The organism is Halomonas alkalisoli (genome assembly GCF_021412585.1).
In the GTDB taxonomy this organism is placed as follows: Bacteria; Pseudomonadota; Gammaproteobacteria; order Pseudomonadales; family Halomonadaceae; genus Halomonas; species Halomonas alkalisoli.
Window position 1 is genome coordinate 146,025 of record NZ_JAKCMI010000037.1, and the last position, 23,303, is coordinate 169,327.

The window sequence follows — 23,303 nt, forward strand, 5'->3', positions numbered from 1 at the left end:
GATAGCAAGAAGAGAGCTGGGGTCTGGGGCAATATCAGTCCTGCCGCTCCACGGTAAAGATGCTCTGCAGCTTGTGCTTCTTGCCGTAGATATGGACGGTGGTCTCATCGAAGGGGAAACGGTCACGGTATTCACTATGGTTGTTGAAACGCGGCTTATGGGCGTTGATCATGGCCGCCGCAAGCCGCTCGCGATTAGCATGGCCGGCCAGCCCGACGGCATACCAGACCTCCTCTCCCGGCTTCAGGAAGGCCTCCCACTTGTCGTGATCCTCGTGGTGTTCCAGGCCGTAGCGGGCACTCCGGTGCTCGCCCACATGGAGCAGTTCCTGCACGTCCATCTCGTCGGTTTCGGGGTCCCTGGCGGCACGAAATACGCAGTAGATGCCGGATTCGTCCGGGGCGTCATGCAGTTGGTCTCGAGTCCAGTAGCCCAGCATCTTGGGGGATAGCAGCTGTTCCGACATAGGGTCTTCCTCCTGGTTGCTCAGTAATCCTCGAGTCGCTGCATGTCACGGACGATACGCCGTACCTCCGCTTCATGCCCGGCGGCAAGGGCATCGAAGAAGACTCTCTCGTCGCTGCCCCCGGCCAGCTCACTGCGGTGTGCATAGAGATCCTGCAGCGTCCGGTGAGCGGTCAGTGCCGTCGCCAATACGCTTTGCACACTCTCACTGTCGACCCCTTCGGGTAGACGTTCAAGCACCGGCGCATGGGGAAAGTCGTTGGGCTCGTCGAACCAGGCCTCCAGCACGCCGGTATGATCAGAGCCATCATCCAGGTAGCCGACGAGATCGGACTGCTGCTTGCGCTCGCGCTCCGCCAGATAGTCCAGCGCCATGCGTACCCGGTCGTCAACGCCGCTGCCAGCCAGTTGCGAATAGTGATTGGCAAGACGCGCATGATAGTCGGCCGCCCAATGCACCAGCTCCTTCACTTGATGAAAGCGCATACGAACCTCCCCCGATACCGTCATCGCCAGCCGATATTGGCTCGCCCTGGCTTCATCTTAGCCAAAGCACGCCAGGAGCGGCTTGATGCATATCAACGAGAAGCGATATGCGCTAGCGAAGCAGCGAGGCGTCGATGGCAATGAAGTCGCTGGCCGCTCGTATCAGCGAGTCGGCCGTCAAGCGTTCCACCCCGACCACGTCCACGGGAATGTCGCAGCGCTGTCGGATTCGCTCGACCAGCAGGTCGAAGTCACCGTCGCCGGAGACGAGTACCAGCCGCTCCACGGCGGGAGCGGCCTCCATGGCATCCAGCGCGATTCCCACGTCCCAGTCGCCCTTGGCCGAGCCGTCGCTGCGCTGGATGTAGGGCTTGAGCTTCACGCTGAAGCCGATGCCACGCAGGATGTTCTGGAACTGGCGCTGCCTGGGATCGCCCCGCTCCACGGCGTAGGCGTTGGCCACGACCACGTCACGGCCGGCCGCGAAGCGGGCCCAGAAGGCGTGATAGTCGAAATGTCGGCCGAAGGCCTGACGGGTGGTGTAGTAGACGTTCTGCACATCGACGAAGATGGCGACACGCTCCGCTGGGCTCACCACTCCTGGCTGGTCTCGCGCAGGGCCGCCACTTCGCGCTTGGCCTCGCTCAGGCAGGCGCGCAGCTCATCGCCCAGCGCCGCCGCACTGCCCACGGCAATCAGTCCTGGCGCAGCCTGGCCACGGCGGCGCGCCACCCCATCGCTTGCATGCAACGCCTCGAGCCGGCTGAGCAGCCAGGCCAGCCAGCTCTCCGGGCGGGCCGCGAGTTCACGCAGCCGGTGAAGCTCTGCCACCGGCTCGCCCTGGGGATCGAGCAGCTCACGCCAGTCATGACGGGGCAGGCGGGCGTGTTCGGTGACTTCCCGCAGCAGCGACTCCAGCGCCAGCTCCGTCAGGGCCAGCGCCCCCTCCTCGGCCGCCATACGACGCGCTTCGGCATGCTCGTCGCTGCCCGGCGGCGTATCGAGCAGCAGCTCGGCCTGATAGAGCAGCTGATTGGTGCGGGCTCGCGGGGTCATTTCCGCTTGTCCTCCACCTGCCACCTGCCGTTGTCGAAGTAGGCCTTCCAGCCGGTGGCCTTGCCCTCCTCCTCGGTCATGACGAACTGCTCCTTGGTCTTGCGCGAGAAGCGGATCTGGCTCGGACGACCATCGGGATCCTCGACGGGGGCATCGAGCAGGTAGTGGTATTTCTCGGGCAGCGCCTCGGCATGGGCCTTGAGTTCGCGCACCAGCGGCGGACGCGTTTCCCGGTTCTTGGGAAACTTGCTGGCGGCCAGGAACAGCCCGCTGGCTCCGTCCCGCAGGACATAGTGGTCCTCCACCTTCTGACAGGCCAGCTCCGGCATGGCGATGGGGTCCATCTTGGGCGGCGCCACTTCGCCGCTCTTCAGCAGCTTGCGGGTGTTCTTGCATTCACTGTTGGTACAGCCAAAGTACTTGCCAAAGCGGCCGGACTTCAGCTGCATCTCACTGCCGCACTTGTCGCACTCGATGGTGGGACCGTCGTAGCCCTTGATGCGGAACCGGCCCTGCTCGACTTCGTAGCCGTCACAGTCGGGACTGTTGCCGCAGATATGCAGCTTGCGCTGCTCGTCGATCAGGTAGCTGTCCATGGCCGTACCGCACTTGGGGCAGCGGTGCTTGGCACGCAGCGCCTCGGTCTCGGCTTCCTCGTCGGCATCGGCGGCGACCGCCTCCTCGCCGGGCAGCAGGTCGATGGTGGTCTTGCAACGCTCCTTGGGCGGCAGGTTGTAACCGCTACAGCCCAGGAAGACGCCGGTGGAGGCCGTACGAATCTGCATCTTGCGACCGCAGGTGGGACAGTCGATATCCGTCGGGACCGGCTGGTTCGGCCGCATGCCGTCCTCGCTCTGAGCCGCCTCGAGCTCCTGGCGGAACTCCGCATAGAAGGCATCGAGCAGCTCCTGCCAGTTGCGTTCGCCCTCGGCCACCTCGTCGAGCCCGTCCTCCATGCGTGCCGTGAAGGAGAAGTCCATCAGGTCCGGGAAGGACTCCTTGAGACGCTCGGTGACGATATCGCCCAGCTTCTCGGCGTAGAAGCGGCGGTTCTCCAGCTTGACGTAACCACGATCCTGGATCGTGGAGATGATCGACGCGTAGGTGGAGGGCCGGCCAATACCGCGCTTCTCCAGCTCCTTGACCAGGCTCGCCTCGGTATAGCGGGCCGCTGGCTTGGTAAAGTGCTGCTGAGGGTCAAGCGCCGCCAGGGTCATGGGGGTGCCCTTGGGCAGGTCCGGTAGCGCCTGGTCCTCGTTCTTGCCCGCCGGCTTCATGACACGGGTATAGCCGTCGAACTTGAGCACACGGCCCTTGGCCCGCAGCTCGTACCCTCCGGTCTCCACGGTCAGGGTACTGGAGAGATACTCCGCCGGCGTCATCTGACAGGCCACGAACTGACGCCAGATCAATTCATAGAGGCGTTCGGCATCACGCTCCATGCCGGCCAGTTCACCCGCCTTGCGCTGTACCTCCGAGGGGCGGATTGCCTCGTGCGCCTCCTGGGCCCCCTCCTTGCTGGAGTAGCGGTTGGGTGCCTCGGGCAGGTAGCGGCTGCCGAATTCGGCGTTGATATACTCGCGCACGTTCTCCACCGCATCCTTCGACAGGTTGGTGGAGTCGGTACGCATATAGGTGATGTAGCCTGCCTCGTAGAGGCGCTGGGCCAGCGTCATGGTCTTCTTCACCGAAAAACCGAGCCGGCCGCTGGCGGCCTGCTGCAGGGTCGAGGTGATGAAGGGGGCATTCGGCTTAGAGCGGGTCGGCTTGTCCTCACGGGAGGTAATGGCCAGGCTCGCCTCACGCAGCGCCGCGATGCGCTCCATGGTTTCGGCTTCCGACGTGGGCCGAAACGCCTTGCCATCCTGGCGAGCCAGTTCGAAACGCACGGGCTCACCGTCGCTCGACACCAGGTCGGCGTGTACATCCCAGAACTCCTCGGGCACGAAGGCGCGAATCTCGCGCTCACGCTCGACGATCAGGCGTACGGCCACCGACTGGACGCGGCCCGCGGAGAGGCCGCGAGCGATCTTGGCCCACAGCAGGGGCGACAGCATGAAACCCACCACCCGGTCCAGGAAACGACGCGCCTGCTGGGCCTCGACCCGGGGAATATTGAGGCTGCCGGGCTCGGTGAAGGCCTCCTGGATGGCGTTCTTGGTGATCTCGTTGAAGACCACGCGCTTGTAGCGGGAATCCTCACCACCGATGGTCTCCTTGAGGTGCCAGGCGATGGCCTCCCCCTCGCGATCCAGATCGGTTGCGAGATAGACGGCATCGGCCTTCTCGGCCAGCTTCTGAAGCTCCGCCACGACCTTTTCCTTGCCCGGCAGGATCTCGTACTGCGCCTTCCAGCCATGCTCCGGGTCGATGCCCATGCGGCGAATCAGTTGATCCTTGGCCCTGTGCTGCTTGTACTCGGCCTTCTCCTCGGGCGACATCTTGCGGGTAGCCGCAGCCTGGCGTGCGCGCTCCTTGGGGTCGGAGGCAGCCTTGCCCGAGCCGCTGGTCGGCAGGTCTCGTATATGACCCACGCTCGACTTCACGATGAATTCGCTGCCGAGATACTTGTTGATCGTCTTGGCCTTGGCCGGCGACTCGACGATGACCAATGACTTGCCCATAGTGCTCCACTTTCTGCGCGGCGGGGACCCGATGGCCCCCCCCTGACGGTTCCGGCCCGCCTGTCCGAGCGGACGATCCTCGCGGGGTGAAAAATCCGCTTACCCTACCCCAGCAACCCTCTTTGCGCCAGTCACGGCCCGAATGACGGCACGGAACCAGCACTCTGAACGTAGCAGCAAGGCAGGGCTGCTGTCGTTTACTTCGCCGCCTGCCCGCCAACATCCTTTCCAAAAGCGGGCCCCCAATGCTCCTTCTATAAAAGGAGGGTGCCCCCGTTGATGGAATCGACGGGGGCACGGTAGCGAAGGAAACAATCAGCGCTTGCGCGGTTTACGGGTCGCCTTCGGCTTGGGTTTGGACTCGGCCTGCTTGGACTCGGCCTGCTTGGGCTCGGCTTGCTTGGCAACCGGCTTGGGCTCGGCCTGCTTGGCAACCGGCTTGGGCTCGACCTGCTTGGCAACCGGCTTGGGCTCGGCCTGCTTGGCAACCGGCTTGGGCTCGGCTTGCTTGGCAACCGGCTTGGGCTCGGCTTGCTTGGCAACCGGCTTGGGCTCGGCCTGCTTGGCAACCGGCTTGGGCTCGGCGGCCGGCTTATCGCCGAGCAGCTTCTCGACCTCCCCACGGGCCATTGTCTCGGCCCTGGCGCCACTCTCGACGTCTGCATGCAACTCGGCCATTGCCTGGCGCTGATCGGCCGGCTCGACCCGCTCCTGGGCTTTGGCGAAGAGCTGCCGGATGTGTTCGTAGCGCTTGCTTGCTTGCTCGCTGAGCCCACCGCTGGCGGCCAGCACATGGTCGATGTGCTCGAGATGGCCGCGAATCGCCTCGGCCTTCTCCCCCGACAGCAGCTCCGGAATCGCCTCCAGGGCTGCTTCCCGATCCAGCTTGAGGATGAAGAACTGGTCACGCACCAGCTGCTTGAAGTCGGCCAGATTAAGGCCCGGTTCGAGCTCGGCACGCGAGGCACGCAGTCGCTTGAAGTTCCGCTCATCGGTGGTGGGCGCGCCGCCCAGCACGTGGATGACCGAGCGCATCACGGCTTCGTGACTGCCACCCTCGGCAACGTGGTGGCGCAGCTCATCCCGGCGATGCTCGATGAAACGGCGATGCTCGGGCTCGCTTCCCGGACGGCGGCGGTGTGCATGAGCGTCGCCGCCCAACCCAACCATGGCCTGCAGCAGCGGTTGGCCATAGATCTGCAGGAACAGCTGCTCGGTGGCGTTGTCGCGCAGTTCACGCCAGGCATCGAGCCCCCGGGTGAGCTGATCAGAAGCGATACCTTCGAAGGTACGGAAGATATTGTCTTCGCCCACCGGATGACGGTCCTGGCGCACCCAGTCGGCCAATACGGGCAGCGGGACGGAAAGCGGATTGCGGTCCGAGAGCAGCTTGTAGCCCAGGCGAATGGGGTGCATGCGACGGATGAGCCGCGATGCCTCGGGCGTCATCACGCCCCGCACCCAAGGCTGGACGAAGAGGCGGTAGAGGCCCAGGTTGATTTCCGATATCCGCGCCACGGTGGCGAAACGCGTGTCGTCTTCTTCCATGTGGCGGATGACGTCCCGGTTCATGCCCTCGATGGAACGGGGCTTGAACTCGAGCAGGTAGTCCCGTTCGATCAGTTCCGCATCGCTCCGATCGGCCGCACTCGTCACCGTGGTCTCATAGAGCCCCGGGGGCAACACGTCGATGTAATCGATGTTGGCCGTGAATTCGGTGTGCTCCTTGCGGGAGACGCTGCCCGAGACGAAGATGCCCAGGTGGCCGGTGGTGTCATGCACGCAGTAGACGATGGTCTGGTTGCTGGCGATGATATCGTCCACGTCTTCATAGAGATCCCGCACCCAGCCCAGCGCCTGGGGGGGCGGCGTGATGTCATCCCCCTGCGAGCAGAAGACCACCACCGGGGAACGCACGTTGCGCAGGTCGATGCGCCGGCCGTCCGAGGTGACCAGCTGCGAGGTGGAGAGACGGTTGCCGATGAAGAGGTTATCGACGATGTACTGAATCTCCTCTCCACCGAGCACCACGTGGCCGCCCCACCAGCGTTCGAAGTTCAGGTACCGGTCGGCCTCGGTGTCGACATTGGCAAAGAGCTGGTACTGCTTGCCCCACCAGGTATTGGCCGGATTGAGCCTTTCGAAATTCTGCACCAGCATGGCGCCGTCGAACAGGCCGCTACCGATGTCGCTGGCCAGCGTGGTCATCCAGCTGCCACCGGACATGCCGCCGGTATACCGCATCGGTGCCTTGCCCCGCTCGCCTGCCCAGTAAGAGAGCGGCGCACCGGCAATCAGGATCGGCCCGAACAGGTCTGGCTCGAGCGATGCCGCCATCATGATCTGCCATCCGGCCTGGCAGTTGCCCACTACCATCGGCTTCTCTGCGGCCTCCGGGTGCAGGTCGATGACACGGCGCAGGAAGGCGATCTCAGCCTCCACCACATCCTCCACCGTCTGCCCCTCTTCGGGATAGGGCAAGAAACCGATGAAGTAGCAGGGGTGGCCGGCACGCAGGGCTACACCGATCTCGCTGTCGGGCTTGAAGCCACCGATGCCCGGGCCGTGTCCCGCCCGCGGGTCCACGACCACGAAGGGGCGTGACTGGAGGTCCAGCTCGACATTGGGCGGCGGCAGGATTCGCATCAACTCATAGTTGACCGGTCGCGGCAGCGTGCGGCCATCCATGACGACCTCGGCCTCGAAACCCAATACGTTGGGCTTGGATTTCTCGATATGTTCCAGGTACTGGTTACCGCGCTCGCGCATCACGTCCATGTACAACACGCTGCGTTCGACGGCATCACGCCAGTAGTCGAACGCGGCACGGCCGAAACCGAAGGGATCCAGAAAGGTCATCGCCTCTTCAGGCGGTGTCGGCATCAGTGAGTTCATGTGCGACTCCAGGGTTCGCTGGCACCGATTGTGTCGGCACCAGGAGGGAGATGGATTGCTGCAATGCAACAATCATAGTACGTAGAGGGACATGCTGACGAGCCATTTTGTTGAAATTCTGTATCCAAAATTCGCAACCTACTGTTTTTTAATTTTAATTAAGGATAACTAGAGGATACCTGCCACTCCGTCATTGCCCGCCGCTCCCTGCGTTCCGCTTCGGCGGCATCACGCCCCCAGACCAGCAACCTCGCGTCTGGCGCGCCGACGCCATCACCTCGAGGCCGGTCGAGCCGGACCCCGGGCCCGCCGCTCAGAAAGCCCCCGGGGAACGACAACAAGCGCAAGCGTGCCTGGCCGGGACGCCCCGGCCCATGCCCCATGTGTCCCACCCGGGGGCGACGCAGGCGACCGCCGCCAACCAGACGCAGCTGCTCAACGGCAAGGTCGAGTCCGGTAAGCACCTCGGCCAGGCCCTCATAGCCCGTCAAACCGGGCCGCATGGTGACAAAGCCCAGGCGATTACCCACCAGCGTGAAGCTCAGCGTCGCCAGGCCGACCAGCCCTATCGACTGGGCCCCCTTGACTGCCAACTGGCCCAGATAGGCACGCTGTTCCGGCGTCAGCCTGTCGCTCGGCGCGACCGCACGGCCCGGGCCCAGAATCTCATGCTCCATCAAGGCAAGCGCCTGCCCTCGGACATCGGCCAGTACCGGCAGATGCAGGGGCGGCGAGGCGTCTTCCGCGGGGCTGAGCGGCACCCCCGCTTCTCGCATCAACTGGCGGCTGGCCGCCGGGTCGTGCATCGCCGCCACCAGGCTATCCCGGGGGCCGACGAAGGCCAGGCCGGCCGCTCGGCTGGCCTTGGCAAGGGAGAACTGATCGTCGATGTTAGCTTCGGCGGGATGCAGCAGATCGCAGCCCAGACGTCGGGCATGCGCCACCAGCTCGTTGCCGCGCCTGCCATCGCTCCCGTGCCAGACCAGCCCAAGCTCGGTGCACGCCTGGCCGGCCCGCAGCGCCTCGAGGCCACTCCCCGCCACCATGACCGATTGCCAGGCGCTTGGCTGACCGCCAGAGCTGTCGCTAGGTACCATGAAGCCTATCCTCGTGGACGCCGAAAACCGGGCATGACCGCTGCCCGCAGGCGGTGATAGCATGAAATACGATGTTCAATGGGTGCCTGACGCCCCTCCAGCGGATCGATCGATGACCACGCCAAGGCTGCTGAACCGCCTGACCTTTCGCCAACTCCAGGTCTTCCAGGCCGTCTATCGCCAACACTCCTACTCCCGAGCGGCCGAAACGCTGGGACTGACCCAGCCCGCAGTCAGCGCCCAGATCCGCCAGCTGGAACAGGTCCTGGGCCAGCCCCTGTTCAAGTACTCGGGCAAGACGCTGCATGTGCTGCCCGCCGCCGATGCCCTGTCCGCCTCGACCCTGGCCATCTTCGGCCAGGTCTCACGACTGCAGATGGCGCTCTCGGACATGGCCGGCACCATCTCGGGGGAGCTCAACCTGGCGGCCGTCTCCACCGCCCAATATGTGGTGCCCCACCTGATCGCACGCTTTCGCGCCCATTATCCCAATGTCCAGGTGCGCCTGCAGGTGTGCAACCGCAGCCAGGCTCTGGAGCGCCTGGCCGAGCGCCGCGACGACCTGGTGATCATGGCCATGGTGCCCGAAGACGACGACAACCTGATCTTCATGCCGATCCTGGAAAACGAACTGATACCGGTGGTGTGGCCCGGGCACCCGCTGCTGGCGGCCGCCAACCCCACCCTGGAAGACCTGGCCCAGCACTATCTACTGATGCGCGAGTCGGGATCCGGGGTTCGCACCGCCTTCGAGCAGCAGGCGGCCGAACAGGACGTCCCCCTGCCCCACACCATGGAGCTTGGTACCAACGAAGCCATCAAGCAGGGTGTGATGGCGCACCTGGGCGTTGCGGTCCTGCCACGGCTGGCCGTCAAGCTGGAGCTGGGAGCGGGCCTTCTGGCCGAACTCACCCTGCCTGGCTTTCCCCTGCGCCGCTCCTGGTGCACGGTCTATCCCCGAGATCGCTTTCCCACCCCGGTAACGGAGCTGTTCCTGCGCTTCGTGCGCGAGCGACTCGGCGAGTTCGACGCTCATTTCAAGGCACCACCCAAGCCAATTCCGGATCACGGCGTGGTGTGCCTGCCGATTCAGCCGACCTGAGCCACGGCGCGCCTGCCTCGGCTGTCCCCTCCCGGGGCGAATATGGTAGATTAGCGGCCTGCGTCCAACGTATCAATCTGCGCGCCATGCAGCGCTCATGCCGTTGTCGTCGCCCCTTCCGGGCGCCTTCAGCGCATAGCCACATGGCCCTGGCAGCCGCCGAGTGGAGGGGCTCACACCCTTATGAGCGACAGCACCTCAAAACGCGTGCCCAGCGGTGAGAAATTCCGCAACGAACACGGCATGGCCGTGATCAAGGATGGCATCAAGCAGCGCAAGCAGGTCGAAGAGCAGCCCGAGCCGGGCCGGAAGCCCCAGTGGCTGCGCGCCCAGATCCCCGGTGGCGAGCGCTTCGAGGCGGTCAAGAAGAATGTCAGCACGCACCGCCTGAGCACCGTCTGCGCCGAGTCGCACTGCCCCAACATGGGTGAGTGCTGGAGCAACGGCACGGCCACCATCATGCTGATGGGGTCGGTGTGCACGCGCGCCTGTCGCTTCTGCGCCGTGGATACCGGCAACCCCAGGGGCTGGCTCGACAGCGAGGAGCCTGCCAACACCGCCAAGTCGGTGGAGCTGATGGGGCTGCGCTACGTGGTGCTGACCTCGGTGGATCGCGACGACCTGCCCGATGGCGGTGCGACGCACTACGCCGACTGCATCCGCGCCATCAAGGCGAACACGCCCAAGGTGGTGGTGGAAGCCCTCACCCCCGATTTCGACGGCGACCCGCAGGCCATCGAGCGCGTCGTCGATTCCGGCCTGGAGGTCTTTGCCCAGAACGTCGAGACGGTGGAGCGCCTTACGCATCGGGTACGCGACCCGCGTGCCGGCTACCGCAAGACGCTCGACGTGCTGGCCCATGCCAAGCGATACAAGCCCGAGGTCCTGACCAAGACCAGCCTCATGCTGGGCCTGGGCGAGACCGAGGAGGAGATCCTGGCCACCCTCGACGACCTGCGCGCCATCGGCGTGGATATCGTCACCCTCGGCCAGTACCTGCGCCCCACGCGCAACCACCTGCCGGTCGAACGCTGGGTCACCCCCCAGGAGTTCGAACGCTATCGTCAACTGGGGCTGGAAAAGGGCTTTCTGGAAGTGGCCTCGGGACCGCTGGTTCGTTCCAGCTATCGCGCCGACCAGGTTTTCGAGAAGAACAATCTCGGCCTCGCGGCGCCCGCCGAGGTGCCGGGCCAGGCAGCGGATACCAACCGTATCGACGCCATCAACGTGGGATAACCAGCTCCCCGTCCAGCTCGAGCGCCAGGCACTGCGCCAGGCGCTCCCCCACGACCTCAGCCCCGGGGCAGTCGATGACCAGGTCGGCCAGACGCGTCATGGCCATGCCCGCGTAGCCACAGGGGTTGATGCGGTCGAAGGGCGAGAGATCCCCATCGACGTTGAGTGCTACCCCATGAAAACTCGCCCCGCGACGAATGCGCAGCCCCAGCGAGGCGATCTTGGCCTGACCCACATAGACTCCGGGGGCATCGGGCCGCGCTCGCGCCTCCACCTCGAATTCCGCCAGCACGGCGATCACGGCGTTTTCCAGTGCTGAAACCAGATCGCGCACGCCAAGCCGGGCACGTCGTACATCCAGCAGCGGGTAGAGCACCACCTGCCCGGGCCCATGATAGGTCACCTGCCCACCACGATCGGTCTGTACCACGGGAATATCGCCCGGCATCAGCAGATGCTCCGGCTTGCCGGCCTGGCCCTGGGTGAATACCGGATCGTGTTCCACCAGCCACAGCTGGTCGGGAGTATGCTCGTCACGACTATCGGTCAGCGTGCGCATGGCCTGCCAGACCGGCTCGTAGGCGCGGCGGCCCAGGCGATGGAGCTCAAGCTCGCCCATCAAACCACCATGTGGACGCGCCCGGTGGCCTTGAGCTCGGCGAACAGCGCCTTGAGCTGGGCCTCACCGGTGGCACGCATGGTCAGCCTCACCGACTGAAAGCGCGCATTGCGGCTCTCCACCACTTCCAGCGTCGTTGCATCGAACTCGCTGTCGTGGCGTGACACCACCTGACAGACCATCGCAGCGAAATCCTCGGCGGCATCCCCCACCACCTTGATCGGGTAGTCGCAGGGGAAGGTGATCGTGGGCGCCCCCCCGGGGGCCGCTGTCTGTGTCTTTGCTGCCCGACGCAGGTCGCGCAGGTTCCTGTCGGTCATGACCGTCCTACCCTTCAAAGCATTTCCGAGTATTTTACTCGGCTATTCAACACGACCCAAGGACCGCCCAGGAGCCTGTCGGATTTGACCTAGCCGAACCAGCCGCCGATCAGGTTGCTGAAGAAGCGCCTGACCTGATCGAACAGGCGCTTGAAGATATTGCCCTCCTCGATCGACTCCAGCGCCACCAGGGCCTGCTCGCCGACGATATCGTCGCCCAGGCGCACCTCCAGCGTTCCCACACGATCACCCTGGCTGATCGGGGCGGAGAGATCCTGGCGGATGTCGAGACGGGCCCCGAGCTCCTGATTACGGGCACGGGGAACGGTCATGAACACGTTCTCGTCGACGCCAACGCGCAGCTCGTTCCTCTCACCGCCCCAGACGCGGGGCGTATTGAGCACGGCGCCCTGCTCGTAGAGATTCATTGTCTCGTAGTAACGGAAGCCGTAGCTGAGCAACTTCTGCGTCTCCTGTGCCCGAGCCTCCTCGGAGCTGGTGCCCATCACCACCGAAATCAGGCGCATGTCGTCACGCTTGGCTGACGCCACCAGACCGTAGCCGGCCTCGGTCGTCCAACCCGTCTTCAGCCCATCGACGGTAGGATCACGCCACAGCAGGCGATTGCGATTGGGCTGACGAATGTCGCTGTAGGTGAAGTACCTTTCGGCATAGACCGCGTAGTGCTCGGGATAATCGTTGATGATGTATTGCGAAAGCAGCGCCATGTCGCGGGCCGAGGAGTACTGCTCCGGATGCGGCAGGCCGGTGGCGTTGGTGAAATTGGTATTGTGCAGCCCGAGGCGCGTGGCGTGCTGGTTCATCAGGTCGGCAAAGGGCGCCTCGCCGCCGGCCAGGTGCTCGGCCACGGCGACGCTGGCGTCATTGCCGGAGGCAATGATGATGCCGTAGAGCAGGTCGCGGATCGACACTTCGGTATCGACCTCGATGAACATCTTCGAACCCCCGGTGCGCCAGGCGTTCTCGCTGACGCGCACCATGTCGTCCATGCCGATATTGCCGCGATCCAGCTCACGCTCCACCAGGTAGGCCGTCATGAGCTTGGTGAGGCTCGCCGGGGGCAGGCGCTCGTCGGCATTGTGCTCGACCAGCACCCGGCCGCTGTCGGCATCCATGAGAAACCACGACTTGGCAGCAATCTGAGGGGGGGCGGGAATCATGGTCTGAGGCGCAGGCACCTGAGGTGTAGGCACCGCCTGGGCCTGGGCCAGCGCCTGGGCCGTCATCAGGACCAGACTCAACAGCATCACCGGCAGCAGTAGCGGACGGAGTTTACGAAACAGCACTCTCATTGGTTCGGATCTCATCGAAAACATCGGAAAGTCAGGAGCAAGGCGCCGATCAGTCGGCACCATTGACGATAAAGGTCTGGTCAAAACCGGCGCGCCTCAGTTCGTCGCGTGCCGGTTCGACCTGGGCAGCGCTGGCCAATGGCCCAACCTGTACCCGGTACATCCCCGCGGAGTCGGCCACCCGGACGGGATGCGACAGTTCATTGTCGAGCCTCGCCTTCAGCGCCCGGGCATTGTCCACCGACCCCAGTGCCGCGATCTGCAGATAGATGGCGCCCTGGTCAGTGACTGGTTCCGCCGTGGCTCGACCCGACGCAGCCACCTCCTGTGCCGAACCGCTGGCTGGCGCCGACACGGCCTGTCGGGCCGGCTCCGCCTGTGCAGCCCGAGCCTCGGTGGCAGGCGGGGATTGGACCGCCGGCGAGGCTGTCCGGTTCTCACCATTGCGGCCATTTTCTGCCAGCCACCGCTCGGGGTCTATCGCCTCCACCTTCACCCGGCCGGTGCCACGGCCCAGGATATCCAGGCGCGCCGCGGCGGCATAGGAGAGGTCGATCTCACGGTCGTTGTGGAAGGGTCCCCGATCGTTGACCCGCACGATCACGGACCGGCCGTTCTCCAGGCTCGTCACCCTGGCATAGGTAGGCAGCGGGAGCGAGCGATGCGCGGCGGACATCTTGTACATGTCATAGATTTCGCCATTCGACGTGGCATAGCCGTGGAACTTCTCGCCGTACCAGGAGGCGGTTCCCTGCCGGGCGTAGCCGCTGGCATCGGGCAGCACCCGGTAGGTCTTGCCCCATACCTCATAGGTCGGGCGGTTGCCACCACGGGACGGCGCCTCGACGCGGGGCACCGCATCCGGGATGGTACTGACGTCTGGCGGGTTCTCGGGGTAGGCATCGCCGCTCATGGCATAGCGCCCGCCGCCCGAGGGTGCCGACGAGGGGGCGCTACGCGAAGCCTCACGCTCACCCGAGGGCGGTGAACCACCGCCACCGGCACAGCCCGCCAGCAGCGTGGCCAGTGCCAGGCCGAGATACCAGGGCTTCATTTACCACCCCCGGTGCCGTTGCTCGTCGGCTCGAGCGGGTGTGCTTCCAGCTCACGCGAGGCTTCGATCGCCTCGGCCAGCTCGGTTACCGCCATGGCATAGAGATGGCTGTGGTTGTAGCGGGTGATGACGTAGAAATTCTCATGACCCACCCGGTAGCGCCAAGCCTCTTCGGACACCTCCAGGGAGAGCGGCACCACCAGGGCATCGTCATCGAGGCCGGCCTCGACCCGGATACCCGCCTCGACAAGCTCGGCGACGCTGGCATAGGGCCTGGCCGTGCGGTTGAAATCCACAGTCGCCGGCGGCGTGTCCGGCCCCTGGGCCTCATGATAGATCGGGCTGCCCGGCTGCCAGCCATGCTCCGCAAAATAGTTGGCGACGCTGCCGATGGCGTCGACCGGATTGGTCCACAGGTCCCGCACGCCGTCACCGTCGAAATCCACGGCATAGGCGCGGTAGCTGGTCGGAATGAATTGCGGGTAGCCCATGGCGCCGGCGTAGGAACCCTTCAGGCTGCCCGGCTCCACGTCCTGCTCCCGGGTGATTTCGAGAAAGGCCGTCAGCTCACCATGAAAGAAACTGCCCCGGACGGGATGATGGAAGGCCAGGGTCGACAGCGAGTCGATGACCCGATGGCGACCGGTAAAGCGCCCGTAGCTGGTCTCGACGCCGATGATGGCGGCGATCATTTCCGCCGGTACGCCATATTTGTCTTCGGCGCGGGCGAACGCATCATGATGCGCCTCGATGAAGGCCACGCCCCGCTCGATCCGCTCCAGCTGCAGGAAGATTTCCCGGTACTCGTCCCAGCGCAGCCGCCGCTCCGCGGCGCCTTCCATCGCGTCCAGCACACCTTGCTGGAACTCGGCACTGCGCAGGGCCGCCTCCAGCCACTCTCGCTCGATACCCCGATCGGCGAGAGTCTCGACAAGCTGCCTCGCTCCATCGTGTTCCGCTGGGTCGAAGTCTGCGGCACTCGACCCTGGCGCCAGCATCAACATGGCCAATGCGGCAACGGCGGTACCGCTGGCCCTTTTCCATTTACCCACTGGCATCATTCGCTCGCCACTCCTGCTGGGGCCTGTCGGTCAGATAGGATCATCGTCCACCGTCGCTAACGCGGCAACAGGCGACGGTGACCATGAATGGACATGAGAATACCGAAACCCGCCAGCAAGGTCACGCTGGAGGTCCCACCGTAACTGACCAGCGGCAGGGGCACGCCGACCACCGGCAGGATTCCGCTGACCATGCCGACATTGACGAAGACATAGATGAAGAACGTCAGAATGATACTGCCACCGAGCAGCCGGCCGAAGGTATCGTGTGCCCCTGCCGACAACCACAGGCCACGGGTGACGATCATGAGATAGAGCAACAGCACGACCAGCATGCCCATGAGCCCGAACTCCTCACCCAGCACGGCAACGATGAAGTCCGTATGCCGCTCGGGCAGGAACTCGAGCTGGGACTGGGTGCCCTGAAGCCAGCCCTTGCCCCAGACGCCGCCGCTGCCGATGGCGGTAGTGGACTGGATGATATTCCAGCCGGCGCCCAGCGGATCGCTTTCGGGGTTGAGGAAGGTGAGAACCCGTTGGCGCTGATAGTTGTGCAGGTTCAGCCACAGCAGCGGCAAGGCGGCGGCGGCCAGCACGCCCAGGAAGGCGATGAAGCGCCAGGAGAGACCCGCCAGCAGTATCACGAATACCGCTGCACAGGTGACAAGCAGGGAAGTGCCCAGGTCGGGCTGGCGAGCGATCAGCAGTACCGGAACGCCGATCAACGCGGCGCAGACGAGCAGGTCATGCCAGCGGGGCGGTAGCTCCCGACGGCTCAGCCACGCCGCCACCATCAGCGGCATGGCCAGCTTCATCAGCTCCGATGGCTGGAAACGCACCACGCCGGGAATGGTCAACCAGCGTTTCGCCCCCATGCCCATGTCGCCCACCAGCTCGACCGCCACCAGCATGAGCAGGCTGGCCCCGTAGACCAGCGGAGCCCAGCGCAGCAAGGTGCTTGGCGTCAGCTGCGCCAGCAGCAGCATGACCACCACCGCCACCAGGAAACGGGTTCCCTGGGCGATGACCGCATCCATATGCTGACCGCTGGCGCTGTAGAGCACACCCAGGCCGGCCACCATCAGTACCAGCAGCATGAGTAACAGCCAGGGGTCGAGATGGGTACGCTCCCAGATGCTCTTGCGACGGGCAATCCCGCTCTCGGGTGCACGCACCGGCCGGCGGCGCAGGCTTCTGGTCAGGTACGTCAATGCCATCGATCAGTTTCCTGCCACGGTGCCGGTGTCATTCTCCAACGCCTCCCGCAATTCCTCGACATCCACTTCCTCTTCGTCCAGCAGCCAGGCATCGGTCATGGCCCTGGCCAGGTGCGCCGCATGGGTACTACCCCCACCGGCATTCTCCACGATCACCGCCACGGCGATCTGTGGGTCTTCCAGCGGCGCGAAGGCCATGAACAGCGCATGATCGCGCAGGCGCTCGGCCAGTTCCTCGGCGTTATAGCGCTGGTCCTGCCCCAGCGAGAAGACCTGGGCGGTACCCGACTTGCCCCCCATGCGATACTCGAGCCCCACCCCGGTTCGGCGAGCGGTCCCCTCATGCCCGGTGAGCACCTTCTCCATGCCGGAAAAGATCCTGTCCCACCAGTAATCGTTATCGATATCCAGGGCCGGTGGGGTATTCGGCAAGTCGACCTCGACGGGCTCCCCTCCGATACGGCTTGCCAGGCGCGGCTTCACCCACTCGCCCCGATTGGCGAGGACGGCCGTGGCAGTGGCCAGCTGCAGCGGCGTGACCTGCCAGTAGCCCTGGCCGATACCCACCGACAGCGTTTCACCGGGATACCAGGGCTGACCGAAACGGCCACGCTTCCAGTCCCGCGAAGGCATCAGAGCGGTACTTTCGCCGAATATGTCATGACCCACCCGCTGCCCGAAGCCGAAGGCACTCATCTGATCATGCAGACGATCGATGCCGAGATCATGGGCCAGCGAATAGTAATAGGTGTTGTTGGAAACGGCGATCGAGCGCTCCATGTCGACACGCCCATGCCCCCAGCGCAGCCAGTTGCGATAGCGGCGGCTGTCATTGGGCAACTGGTAGAAGCCCGGGTCGTTGATGGTGCGATCCGGGGTGATCACCCCTTCGGCCAGGCCCGCCATGGCCAGGAACGGCTTGATCGTCGAACCCGGCGGATACTGGCCCCGGATAGCCCGGTTGAACAGCGGCAGGTCGAGATCTTCCTGCAGCGCCCGATAGGAGGCGAAGTCGATGCCGGTAACGAACTGGTTGCTGTCGAAGCCCGGGGCCGAGACCATGGCCAGGATCTCGCCGGTGGCGGGGGCGATGGCCACGATGGAGCCACGCCGCCCATCGAGCAGCTCATAGGCCAGGCTCTGAAGCCCCATGTCGAGGGTCAGGGTCAGATCCTGGCCTGGCACGGGGTCCGTGCGCCCCAGCTCGCGAAGCACCCGCCCCCGGGCGTTGGTCTCGACCTTGCGCAGCCCCGCCTGGCCGTGGAGCACATCCTCGTAGAAGCGCTCGACCCCGGTCTTGCCAATGAAGTGCGTCCCGGCGTAGCGGCCAAGGTCCAGCGTCTTCATCTCCTCGGCATTGATGCGACCGACATAGCCCAAGGCATGCGCCGTGATATTGGCATCGGGGTAGTAGCGCAGCAACTGAGCCTCGACCTCGATGCCCGGCAGACGATGCCGGTTGACCGCCAGGCGGGCGATCTGGGCTTCATCCAGGTCGCTCATCAACAGCGCCGGCTGGAAGGGACGCTGACGCTGGCGCGAGCGCAGCCGAAAGGCCTCGGCCTCCTCTGCGGAAAGCTCCAGCAAGGCCTCCAGCAAATCGAGCGTGCCGTCCAGGTCCTCGACCCGCTCGCGGATCAGCGTGAGGTTGTAGGTGGGCCGGTTTTCGGCCAGCAGCACCCCATTGCGATCCTGAATCAGGCCCCGGGTCGGCGGCAGGGGCTCGACCCGCACGCGATTCTTTTCGGAGCGGGTGCTGTAGACCTCATGCTGCACCACCTGCAGGTAGACCAGTCGGCCCATCAGCAGGCCGGTCAATGCCACGATCAGCAAACCGGCCAGCAGCGAACGGACTCGAAAGATGCGCAGCTCTTGCTGCGGATTCTTGAGGGTGTCACGGCGATCGCGCATGCCGGCAATGACCTCTAATGAGTGTTCCGGGGGACCCGCCGATCAGCGGTGATAGGGATGCCCCACCATCAGGGTCCAGGCGCGGTAGAGTTGTTCGGCCAGGATCACCCTGACCAGTGGATGCGGCAAGGTCAGCGGCGACAGTGACCATCGCCGGTCGGCGCTGGCGGAGAGCTCCGGCGAGAGCCCATCGGGGCCTCCCACCATCAGCACCACGTCGCGTCCTTCCAGACGCCACGCCTCGCCTTCACGCGCCAGGCGCTCGGTACTCCAGGCCTGGCCTTCGACTTCCAGCGCCACCGTGAACTCATCCCCCCGCAGGCGTTCACGGATACGCTGCGCCTCGAGGGCAACGGCGCGAGCCACGTCGGCATTCTTGCCCCGCTGCCCCGGGGCGATCTCCTCGATCTCGAGGGCAAAATCCCGGGGCAATCGCTTGCGATACTCTTCTATGCCCGTATTGACCCAGGCAGGCATGCGGGTACCCACCGCCAGCAGGCGGATCCTCATGCGCCACCGCGCTCCTCTCTGAGCTCGAGGTCGCTCGGCAGGTCGGCCCAGAGACGTTCGAGATCGTATAGCTGGCGGGTTTCGGGGAGCATCACATGCACGACCAGATCGCCGAGGTCCACCAGCACCCAGTCCGAGCCGGCCTGCCCTTCGACACCCAGGGGCGGATGGCCACCGGCCTTGGACTGCTCGACAATGTGGTTGGCCAGCGCAGCCACGTGCCGGGTGGAAGTCCCGCTAGCCACTATCATCAGGTCGGTCACGCTGGTGAGTCGCGATACGTCCAGCATGGCCACGTCCTTGGCCTTGAGGTCTTCCAGTGCATCTACCACCAATGTCTTGAGCGAATCGTTGTGCATAGCCCCTCGTCAACGGGAAGTCTTGGTCGGAACCCATTGTAGCGTCTTGCGCGGCCCCTGGCAGCGTTCAATGCTGCCGATATAGTGCTCTTTCGTGAATTCGCGCCTCCACGGCCTCGGGGAGCAGATAGCGGATACTGCTGCCTGCGGCCAGCCGGCGACGCACTTCGGTGGCCGAGATCGCCATTCGCGTCGGCAGCGCCAGGCGCAACAGGCTTCCCGCAGGGTGCTGAAACAGTGCCTTACAGCTATCGACCTCCCGCCGGGCAATCAGTTCTACCAGTGCATCGGGCAATGGCGCGTCGTGGTCCGGGCGATCGATCACCACCAGATGGGCCAGCTCGAAGAGGCGTTCCGGCGTTCGCCAGTCCGCCAGCCGGAGGAAGGCGTCATGCCCCAGCGCCATCACCAGCCGCGCCTGGGCGCCGTACTCCTCCCGCAGGCTGGCCAGGGTATCGGCGCTGTAGGAAGGCCCGTGGCGTTCGAGCTCACGGGCATCGGCCATCAGGCCCGGTGTCTGGCCGATGCCCAGCCTCAGCAGTGCGAGACGCTCTTCAGGCGGCACCGAGGGCTCGTCACGCAGCGGCGGCATGCTGGCAGGCACCATGTGCACCCGGTCGAGATTCAGGCATTCGCGCAATTCGACGGCGCTGCGCAGGTGGCCCAGGTGCACCGGGTCGAAGGTCCCTCCCAGCATGCCGATACGCTGCGGCATGGCTACGTCCCCCTGGCCAGCCGAGGCTCCCGGGCCCCGCCGGCTCACCCTCTTACCTGGCCATCGCCCAGCACCACGTACTTGCGTGTGGTGAGGCCCTCGAGGCCCACCGGACCACGGGCGTGCAGCTTGTCGGTGGAGACCCCGATTTCCGCACCAAGGCCATACTCGAAACCGTCGGCGAAACGGGTCGAGGCATTGACCATCACCGAACTGGAATCGACCTCGGTCATGAAGCGACGGGCCAGGCCATAGTGCTCGGTGACGATGGCGTCGGTATGGTGCGAGCCGTAGCGTTCGATATGCGCGATCGCCGCGTCCATGCCGTCGACCACGCGAATCGCCAACACCGGCGCCAGGTACTCGGCTTCCCAGTCCGCCTCGCTGGCGGGGGTGGCGCTCTTCAGCACGCGGCACGTCCGCTCGCAGCCACGCAGCTCGACCCCATGCTCGGCATAGGCGTCAGCCAGCCGGGGCAGGAGCGAGTCGGCCAGCGGCGCATCGATCAGCAGCGTCTCCATGGTGTTGCAAGTGCCGTAGCGCTGGGTCTTGGCATTGATCGCGATGGCCATGGCCTTTTCCGGATCGGCGGTGGCATCGATATAGACGTGGCAGACCCCGTCCAGGTGCTTGATCACCGGCACACGCGCCTCTCGGGTGATGCGCTCGATCAACGACTTGCCCCCACGGGGAATGATCACGTCCACATATTCCGGCATGGCGATCAAGCGTCCCACGGCGGCGCGATCAGTGGTCGCCACCACCTGCACCGCGGCGTCGGGCAGCCCGGCCTCGAGCAGGCCCGCGCCGATACAGGCGGAAATGGCGGCGTTGGACTCGCTGGCCTCCGAACCGCCGCGCAGTATGCAGGCATTGCCGGACTTGAGGCACAGGCTGGCAGCCTCGAGGGTCACATTGGGGCGCGACTCGTAGATGATGCCGATCACACCGAGCGGTACCCGCATCTGGCCAACCTGGATGCCGCTGGGTCGCATCCTCATGCCATCGATCTCCCCCACCGGGTCGGGCAGGGCTGCGACTTGCCTGAGGCCTTCCACCATGGCGTCCAGTCGTCCATCATCGAGCGCCAGGCGGTCCAGCAGGGCAGCATCGAGTCCGCTGTCGCGGCCACGGGCCAGATCCCTTGCATTGGCGGCGAGTATCTCGCCGCGACGGCGCTGAAGTTGATCGGCCATGGCCAGCAAGGCACCGTTCTTGTCGGCGGTAACGGCGCGGCGCATCTGGCTGGCGGCACTACGGGCAGCCTGGCCTAGCCGCACCATGTAGGCATCGACATCGACGACGGCCTGGCCGGCGGTGGATTCGGTTCGAGAGGCGTGAGCGGACATGCGGTATCAATATCTCCTGGGCAACAGCCTCAGAGGAGGCTGTGGACGTTATACTGGCGCGACTTCGTGTCGATCATCATAGATAGTAAGGCACCATGCAAAGCAAGTACAAAGTCGGACTGATGCGCCTGAACCTGTTGGCCGCGGCACTGCTTCTGGCGCTCCTGGCCTACCAGACGGAGCTCTTCGCCAGTGCCCTGCTGCTGTGGCTGGCGGTCACCTGGCTGACGGTGACCGCCGCCCTGCTTGAATTCAGTCATCGCCGGCCCGCCACGATCCCCTGGCAGCTGCTGCCAAGCCTGCTGCTGGCCGGCCTGCTGTGGACGGACCCCGAGCGCCATGCCCTTTGGATCTGGGGATGGCCGGCTCTGCTGATGCTGCCCCAGCCGAGGTGGATGCTGGGCGTCACCTTCGCCCTGGCAGGCCTTGCCTGGTGGTCGCTCATCGGCCTGCTCGGCTTCGAGCAGGCCCTCTTCTCCGGCCTGCTCCTGCTGACGCTGATGCTGCTCGGGCTGGCGCGGAACCTTCAACTCCAGCCGCTGCGACTCGCCTCACGCCAGCGCGTCCGCCTGGCTCCCGGGCTTCCGCTATGGACCGCACACCAGCTGGCCACCGACCTGCGTCGTGAGCGCGCACGCTGCCGCCGCGAAGGGGTACATGGTGAATTGCTGCTGCTGGGCACCTCGCGCCATCTGCTCTGGCCACTGGCTCAGGACCTGTGTCGCCAGACCCACGATTTCGAGACCTGCTACCGTCTCAACCAGCGGACGCTGGCCGCCCTCCTGCTCAGCCGGGACCCGGAGCAGGCCAGATCCCGACGCCAGGAGCTGCTCAACGGTCTGCGCGCCCCGGTGAAGGCACGGTTCACCATACTCGAAGTCGCAAGCTCTCTCGACGAGCAACTGGCACGATTCGACCAGCAGGACGTCGCCCTGGCGGTCGACCCGGAGGTCGATCATGGACGATGAGGGCAAGTGGTCGTCGATCCGCACTGCCATCGCCTATGCTGCCGGCTCCCTGCTGCTGGGCGGCTACGCCCTGTGGCACTACCTGATGGGCGACTACGACCGTATCCTGATCCCTGCCATCCTGGCCCTGTTGATACTCGTCGCCACGCTGCTGCGCCTCGCGCTGGCCACCAGGGCGCGCCTCTCGGCCTATCTGGTGCTGATAGCCGGCTACCTGATGCTGGCGCTGGAACTCCCCCAACTGGATAACGCCGCCCCCTTCTGGGCCGGCCTGGCGCCGCTACTGACGCTGCTGCTGGTGCCTCTGCCCCCGGCCATACTGCTCAACATCCTGCTGGCACCGGTGTGGCTGGTTCTGGTCAACGATGGGCAGCTCAACAGCGAACTGGCCCTGGGTTACCTCGCCCTGATGGTCGTTACGGCACTGGCTCCCTGGGAGCAGAACCGCCAGCAGGCCCTGCTGAAGGCCACCGACCCCAGGGACCCCGAGTGCAATGCACTGGCCAAGGATACCCTGGACGAACTCCTTGCCAGCGAGTACCAGCGCACCGAACTGCTCCACCAGCCGCTGGCCGTTCTGGTCATCCATCTGCCACAGCTGGAAATGGCCAGCGAGCAGTTCGGCAGCCGGACACGCCAGGCGCTACTGGACACACTATGCTGGGAGGTCAATCGCTGCTCCCGACGGCACGACTTCCTGGGACGCCATGGCCAGGCCACCTTCTGGCTGGTGCTGCCCGATACCAGCGAGAGCGGCGCCCAGATGGTCCAACAGCGAATCGAGCAGGCCGTCGACCGCATGGTACTCGTGGATACCGGACCACTGCGCGCGCCCACCCTGCTCTGCCAGCGCCTCGTCGGCGAGTCATGGCAGCGTTTCGAACAGCGCCTGCAGACGCTGACCCGACGACTCACAGAACAGTGATACACGCCGCCCCCATCAAGG

At 65.1% G+C, this 23,303-nt stretch carries 22 protein-coding genes; 4 read left to right on the forward strand and 18 right to left on the reverse strand.

The window, feature by feature from the left end:
- Positions 1–34: 34 nt before the first annotated feature.
- The 7 genes from LY622_RS16855 to LY622_RS16885 form a co-directional block, all read right to left on the reverse strand.
- Positions 35–466, reverse strand: a complete 432-nt coding sequence (locus tag LY622_RS16855) for a hypothetical protein (protein ID WP_234291952.1) — start codon at positions 464–466, stop codon at positions 35–37.
- Positions 467–486: 20 nt separating this feature from the next.
- Positions 487–951 carry a 2-hydroxyacyl-CoA dehydratase gene (locus tag LY622_RS16860; RefSeq protein WP_234291953.1) on the reverse strand — a complete coding sequence of 155 codons (465 nt, stop codon included), beginning with the start codon at positions 949–951 and terminating at the stop codon, positions 487–489.
- A gap of 112 nt (positions 952–1,063) precedes the next feature.
- Positions 1,064–1,549 (reverse strand): LabA-like NYN domain-containing protein, encoded by a 486-nt coding sequence (locus LY622_RS16865; RefSeq protein ID WP_234291954.1) that lies wholly within the window; start codon positions 1,547–1,549, stop codon positions 1,064–1,066.
- A complete protein-coding gene (locus LY622_RS16870; protein WP_234291955.1) occupies positions 1,543–2,007 on the reverse strand; it encodes a DUF6586 family protein in 465 nt (154 codons plus the stop codon). Before LY622_RS16870 ends, LY622_RS16865 begins: the two co-directional genes overlap by 7 nt.
- Complete coding sequence (topA, locus tag LY622_RS16875) at positions 2,004–4,631, reverse strand: type I DNA topoisomerase (RefSeq protein WP_234291956.1); 2,628 nt, start codon at positions 4,629–4,631, stop codon at positions 2,004–2,006. Before topA ends, LY622_RS16870 begins: the two co-directional genes overlap by 4 nt.
- A 315-nt stretch (positions 4,632–4,946) precedes the next feature.
- Positions 4,947–7,526, reverse strand: coding sequence for a DUF3141 domain-containing protein (locus LY622_RS16880; protein WP_234291957.1), 2,580 nt, complete (start codon positions 7,524–7,526; stop codon positions 4,947–4,949).
- 158 nt (positions 7,527–7,684) lie between these two features.
- Positions 7,685–8,623: an ATP-binding protein gene (locus tag LY622_RS16885; protein WP_234291958.1), complete on the reverse strand. Its 939-nt coding sequence runs from the start codon at positions 8,621–8,623 to the stop codon at positions 7,685–7,687.
- 112 nt (positions 8,624–8,735) lie between these two features.
- On the opposite strand from LY622_RS16885, the gene LY622_RS16890 reads away from it, so the two are divergent.
- The gene (locus LY622_RS16890; protein WP_234281206.1) at positions 8,736–9,725 is read left to right on the forward strand and encodes a LysR family transcriptional regulator; all 990 of its coding nucleotides are present in this window, start codon (positions 8,736–8,738) and stop codon (positions 9,723–9,725) included.
- 183 nt (positions 9,726–9,908) lie between these two features.
- The gene (gene lipA / locus LY622_RS16895) at positions 9,909–10,961 is read left to right on the forward strand and encodes a lipoyl synthase (RefSeq protein WP_234291959.1); all 1,053 of its coding nucleotides are present in this window, start codon (positions 9,909–9,911) and stop codon (positions 10,959–10,961) included.
- On the opposite strand, the gene lipB is transcribed toward lipA, so the two are convergent.
- From lipB to LY622_RS16950, 11 genes are all read right to left on the reverse strand, one after another.
- Positions 10,948–11,580, reverse strand: a complete 633-nt coding sequence (gene lipB, locus LY622_RS16900; RefSeq protein ID WP_234291960.1) for a lipoyl(octanoyl) transferase LipB — start codon at positions 11,578–11,580, stop codon at positions 10,948–10,950. The two genes, lipA and lipB, sit on opposite strands and share 14 nt — an antisense overlap.
- Positions 11,580–11,900 (reverse strand): HP0495 family protein, encoded by a 321-nt coding sequence (locus tag LY622_RS16905; protein ID WP_234291961.1) that lies wholly within the window; start codon positions 11,898–11,900, stop codon positions 11,580–11,582. The genes lipB and LY622_RS16905 overlap by 1 nt, the downstream gene beginning before the upstream one ends.
- Positions 11,901–11,989: 89 nt before the next feature.
- Positions 11,990–13,147 (reverse strand): D-alanyl-D-alanine carboxypeptidase family protein, encoded by a 1,158-nt coding sequence (locus tag LY622_RS16910; protein WP_234292049.1) that lies wholly within the window; start codon positions 13,145–13,147, stop codon positions 11,990–11,992.
- Between the two features lie 115 nt (positions 13,148–13,262).
- Entirely contained in the window at positions 13,263–14,267 is a 1,005-nt protein-coding gene (locus LY622_RS16915) for a septal ring lytic transglycosylase RlpA family protein (RefSeq protein WP_234291962.1), read from the reverse strand.
- A complete protein-coding gene (gene mltB, locus LY622_RS16920) occupies positions 14,264–15,328 on the reverse strand; it encodes a lytic murein transglycosylase B (protein ID WP_439649595.1) in 1,065 nt (354 codons plus the stop codon). Before mltB ends, LY622_RS16915 begins: the two co-directional genes overlap by 4 nt.
- Before the next feature lie 56 nt (positions 15,329–15,384).
- A complete protein-coding gene (gene rodA / locus LY622_RS16925; protein WP_234291963.1) occupies positions 15,385–16,545 on the reverse strand; it encodes a rod shape-determining protein RodA in 1,161 nt (386 codons plus the stop codon).
- A gap of 3 nt (positions 16,546–16,548) precedes the next feature.
- Positions 16,549–18,456, reverse strand: a complete 1,908-nt coding sequence (mrdA, locus tag LY622_RS16930; protein ID WP_234291964.1) for a penicillin-binding protein 2 — start codon at positions 18,454–18,456, stop codon at positions 16,549–16,551.
- A 42-nt stretch (positions 18,457–18,498) separates the two neighbouring features.
- On the reverse strand, positions 18,499–18,966 hold the full coding sequence (gene rlmH, locus LY622_RS16935) for a 23S rRNA (pseudouridine(1915)-N(3))-methyltransferase RlmH (protein WP_234291965.1): 468 nt from the start codon (positions 18,964–18,966) through the stop codon (positions 18,499–18,501).
- On the reverse strand, positions 18,963–19,325 hold the full coding sequence (rsfS, locus tag LY622_RS16940) for a ribosome silencing factor (protein ID WP_234281215.1): 363 nt from the start codon (positions 19,323–19,325) through the stop codon (positions 18,963–18,965). Before rsfS ends, rlmH begins: the two co-directional genes overlap by 4 nt.
- Positions 19,326–19,392: 67 nt before the next feature.
- Positions 19,393–20,040 (reverse strand): nicotinate-nucleotide adenylyltransferase, encoded by a 648-nt coding sequence (nadD, locus tag LY622_RS16945; RefSeq protein WP_234291966.1) that lies wholly within the window; start codon positions 20,038–20,040, stop codon positions 19,393–19,395.
- Between the two features lie 44 nt (positions 20,041–20,084).
- Positions 20,085–21,389, reverse strand: coding sequence for a glutamate-5-semialdehyde dehydrogenase (locus tag LY622_RS16950; protein WP_234291967.1), 1,305 nt, complete (start codon positions 21,387–21,389; stop codon positions 20,085–20,087).
- Between the two features lie 95 nt (positions 21,390–21,484).
- On the opposite strand from LY622_RS16950, the gene LY622_RS16955 reads away from it, so the two are divergent.
- Entirely contained in the window at positions 21,485–22,357 is an 873-nt protein-coding gene (locus tag LY622_RS16955) for a hypothetical protein (protein WP_234291968.1), read from the forward strand.
- The gene (locus LY622_RS16960) at positions 22,347–23,282 is read left to right on the forward strand and encodes a diguanylate cyclase domain-containing protein (RefSeq protein ID WP_234291969.1); all 936 of its coding nucleotides are present in this window, start codon (positions 22,347–22,349) and stop codon (positions 23,280–23,282) included. Before LY622_RS16955 ends, LY622_RS16960 begins: the two co-directional genes overlap by 11 nt.
- The last annotated feature ends 21 nt before the right edge of the window (positions 23,283–23,303 follow it).

Excerpts from the sequence above, each read along its gene's own strand:
- mltB (WP_439649595.1), bottom strand. The coding sequence starts at position 15,328 with ATGATGCCAGTGGGTAAATGGAAAAGGGCCAGCGGTACCGCCGTTGCC.
- rsfS (WP_234281215.1), bottom strand. The coding sequence starts at position 19,325 with ATGCACAACGATTCGCTCAAGACATTGGTGGTAGATGCACTGGAAGAC.
- nadD (WP_234291966.1), bottom strand. The coding sequence starts at position 20,040 with ATGCCGCAGCGTATCGGCATGCTGGGAGGGACCTTCGACCCGGTGCAC.
- LY622_RS16955 (WP_234291968.1), top strand. The coding sequence starts at position 21,485 with ATGCAAAGCAAGTACAAAGTCGGACTGATGCGCCTGAACCTGTTGGCC.
- LY622_RS16910 (WP_234292049.1), bottom strand. The coding sequence starts at position 13,147 with ATGACGGCCCAGGCGCTGGCCCAGGCCCAGGCGGTGCCTACACCTCAG.
- LY622_RS16885 (WP_234291958.1), bottom strand. The coding sequence starts at position 8,623 with ATGGTACCTAGCGACAGCTCTGGCGGTCAGCCAAGCGCCTGGCAATCG.
- mrdA (WP_234291964.1), bottom strand. The coding sequence starts at position 18,456 with ATGCGCGATCGCCGTGACACCCTCAAGAATCCGCAGCAAGAGCTGCGC.
- rlmH (WP_234291965.1), bottom strand. The coding sequence starts at position 18,966 with ATGAGGATCCGCCTGCTGGCGGTGGGTACCCGCATGCCTGCCTGGGTC.
- lipB (WP_234291960.1), bottom strand. The coding sequence starts at position 11,580 with ATGGGCGAGCTTGAGCTCCATCGCCTGGGCCGCCGCGCCTACGAGCCG.
- LY622_RS16880 (WP_234291957.1), bottom strand. The coding sequence starts at position 7,526 with ATGAACTCACTGATGCCGACACCGCCTGAAGAGGCGATGACCTTTCTG.
- LY622_RS16870 (WP_234291955.1), bottom strand. The coding sequence starts at position 2,007 with ATGACCCCGCGAGCCCGCACCAATCAGCTGCTCTATCAGGCCGAGCTG.
- LY622_RS16915 (WP_234291962.1), bottom strand. The coding sequence starts at position 14,267 with ATGAAGCCCTGGTATCTCGGCCTGGCACTGGCCACGCTGCTGGCGGGC.
- LY622_RS16855 (WP_234291952.1), bottom strand. The coding sequence starts at position 466 with ATGTCGGAACAGCTGCTATCCCCCAAGATGCTGGGCTACTGGACTCGA.
- lipA (WP_234291959.1), top strand. The coding sequence starts at position 9,909 with ATGAGCGACAGCACCTCAAAACGCGTGCCCAGCGGTGAGAAATTCCGC.
- LY622_RS16905 (WP_234291961.1), bottom strand. The coding sequence starts at position 11,900 with ATGACCGACAGGAACCTGCGCGACCTGCGTCGGGCAGCAAAGACACAG.
- LY622_RS16860 (WP_234291953.1), bottom strand. The coding sequence starts at position 951 with ATGCGCTTTCATCAAGTGAAGGAGCTGGTGCATTGGGCGGCCGACTAT.
- LY622_RS16950 (WP_234291967.1), bottom strand. The coding sequence starts at position 21,389 with ATGTCCGCTCACGCCTCTCGAACCGAATCCACCGCCGGCCAGGCCGTC.
- LY622_RS16960 (WP_234291969.1), top strand. The coding sequence starts at position 22,347 with ATGGACGATGAGGGCAAGTGGTCGTCGATCCGCACTGCCATCGCCTAT.
- rodA (WP_234291963.1), bottom strand. The coding sequence starts at position 16,545 with ATGGCATTGACGTACCTGACCAGAAGCCTGCGCCGCCGGCCGGTGCGT.
- LY622_RS16890 (WP_234281206.1), top strand. The coding sequence starts at position 8,736 with ATGACCACGCCAAGGCTGCTGAACCGCCTGACCTTTCGCCAACTCCAG.
- topA (WP_234291956.1), bottom strand. The coding sequence starts at position 4,631 with ATGGGCAAGTCATTGGTCATCGTCGAGTCGCCGGCCAAGGCCAAGACG.